Below are 2,094 nucleotides of genomic sequence, written 5' to 3' on the forward strand. Positions count from 1 at the left end.
AGATGTGTATAAGAGACAGCTTCGGTGATCGAACCACCCCCCAGTTCCACATTTTGAGTTGCCAGAACACTGGCCACCCCGGTTACCGTAAGGCCATAGGCATCGAGCCGATTCTGGGATAGTTCTACTTTGATGATTTTATCCCGGCCACCCTGAACATTCGCCTGGGCAACCCCATTGACCTGCTCAAGCCGGGGCTGAATATAGTCTTCCGCATAGGCCTTAAGTTGTTCGGCACTCCGGTTCCCCCGGACTGCAATCCGCATGATGGGCATAGAATTAGGATCGAATCTAAAGATCTGGGGGGTACTTGCATCATCAGGAAGACTGTTTTTCACCCGATCAAGTTTATCCCGAATATCATTCACCGCCGTATCCAGATTAGTTCCATAATCGAATTCCAGCTCAATACGGCTACTTCCTTCCGATGAAGTGGATGTCATCTTCTTAAGCCCGCTTAAGTTAGTCAGAACCCCCTCCAGAACTCGGGTTACCGATTTTTCTACTGTTTCTGGCCCCGCCCCTTCGTAAGTAGTAGATACAAAGAGCATCGGCATCGATGTTTCAGGAAACAGTTCGATAGCCAGGTCCGTCAAGGTATATAATCCTACAATAGCAAGTAGGGCAAAAACCACCGCTACCAGAACAGGACGAGAAACTACATGTTTGGCCACACTCACGATTACTTTCCTCCTGTGCTAATATCCCGGATTACCGTTCCATCAGTAAGATTCTGGGCTCCTTCGGTAACAACCCGTTCCCCTTCTTCCAACCCTGAAAGGATTTCTACCGTTCCATCGATAGTGACCCCTTTTACAATACCCCGCCGACTTACCGTATTATCCTGATTCACCACATAGACATACTCGACCCCATCGGTACTATTAATAGCCGTTTCAGGTACGGTGATACGATTTGGATAGACAAGGGTGTTTATTCGAATTCGGGCATACATACCAATCACAATTCCCGGATCACCAGCACCCGTTAGTTTTAAATGCACTTCTCTAGTGCGAGAGGTAGTATTAAGAACTGGAGAAACCTTATTTACCACCGCCGGAAACTTTTTATCCGGGAAAGCCTCAAAGGAAACAAGGCCTGAAAGACCTACCTTCATAAGGGCCGCATACCGTTCTGGCACCTGGGTTACAATTTCAAGACGATCTAACACCGCAATCGTCGCTATACTGGTGTTGGAAGTAACCGTAGCGCCAACATTTAAAGGGAGTTCCACCACTGTACCGGAGATAGGACTTATGACAGGATTAAGGGCATAACTTGCCCCTGGCTTGGAGGGATCTACTTCCGCGATGACCGTCCCTTTTGAGACCTTTGTTCCTACTTCCACCAGCAAGGAAGCAATCTTTCCTCCCGTATCAGGATACACTGCTACAGAGGTCTCACTCGCGACTTCTCCATTGACCAGGATATAATCCTGCAAGCTCTGCCGCTTTACGGAAACGCTTTTTATACTTACCCCCTGGGAAGCTGAGGTAGCCAGTTCCCCTGCCGGTAGCCCCCTTTTCTGTTGTGCTGCAGAGACCCCTCCGCTTGCTTGCGGGAACGCCCCGGCAGCGGGGCCATTTTTCTGTCGCGGCCACAGAAGAAGAGCGATAACAAGAATAACAAAGATGCCAACTATCACGAAATTCCGACCTTTCATGTTTACCTCCCAAGCGTCCCAAAGGGGAGCCCCAGTGAATATTCAAGATTAAGAAGCGTAATGCTCAAATTATAGGTGTACTCGAGAATCGAATAACGGACTTCCGCAAGATCGTCCGCCGCATTCTGAACAGATATAAAGTCGGCAAGGCCATTATTGTAGGCCAGCTGGGTAAGTTCCAGACTCCGCTGGGCAAGACGTTCATTAGCCTGGTAACTTTCGAGGGCCGTAAGATACTGTTCTATTTCCCGGATGTATGAGTTTCGAGTAAGCTCCGCATTTTTACGGGCATCTTCGATCTGGTACTGGAGATCCCGAATGGTATCCATGAGTGTATCCCTACTTTCTCCTGCCGAAGAAAATGGTAAAAGAGAATCCACCGACCAGTTGAGGGCAATACTTAGCGAGCCCTGATCTACCCAGGTAGAAGT

3 protein-coding genes are annotated in these 2,094 nt (G+C 48.7%); all 3 read right to left on the reverse strand.

What is annotated here, in order from left to right; genetic code table 11:
* A partial coding sequence (locus N2315_09110; GenBank protein ID MCX7829332.1) for an efflux RND transporter permease subunit occupies positions 1-680 on the reverse strand: 680 nt, incomplete at its 3' end.
* Between the two features lie 2 nt (positions 681-682).
* A complete protein-coding gene (locus N2315_09115) occupies positions 683-1,663 on the reverse strand; it encodes an efflux RND transporter periplasmic adaptor subunit (protein MCX7829333.1) in 981 nt (326 codons plus the stop codon).
* Positions 1,664-1,665: 2 nt separating this feature from the next.
* On the reverse strand, positions 1,666-2,094 hold a 429-nt coding region (locus N2315_09120; protein ID MCX7829334.1), incomplete at its 5' end, for a TolC family protein.

Origin of the sequence: Thermanaerothrix sp., from assembly GCA_026417795.1 — a bacterium.
Classification (GTDB): domain Bacteria; phylum Synergistota; class Synergistia; order Synergistales; family Synergistaceae; genus Thermanaerovibrio.

Bases quoted from the DNA above. Each gene is read 5' to 3' on its own strand.
- N2315_09115 (MCX7829333.1), bottom strand. From the start codon at position 1,663: ATGAAAGGTCGGAATTTCGTGATAGTTGGCATCTTTGTTATTCTTGTT.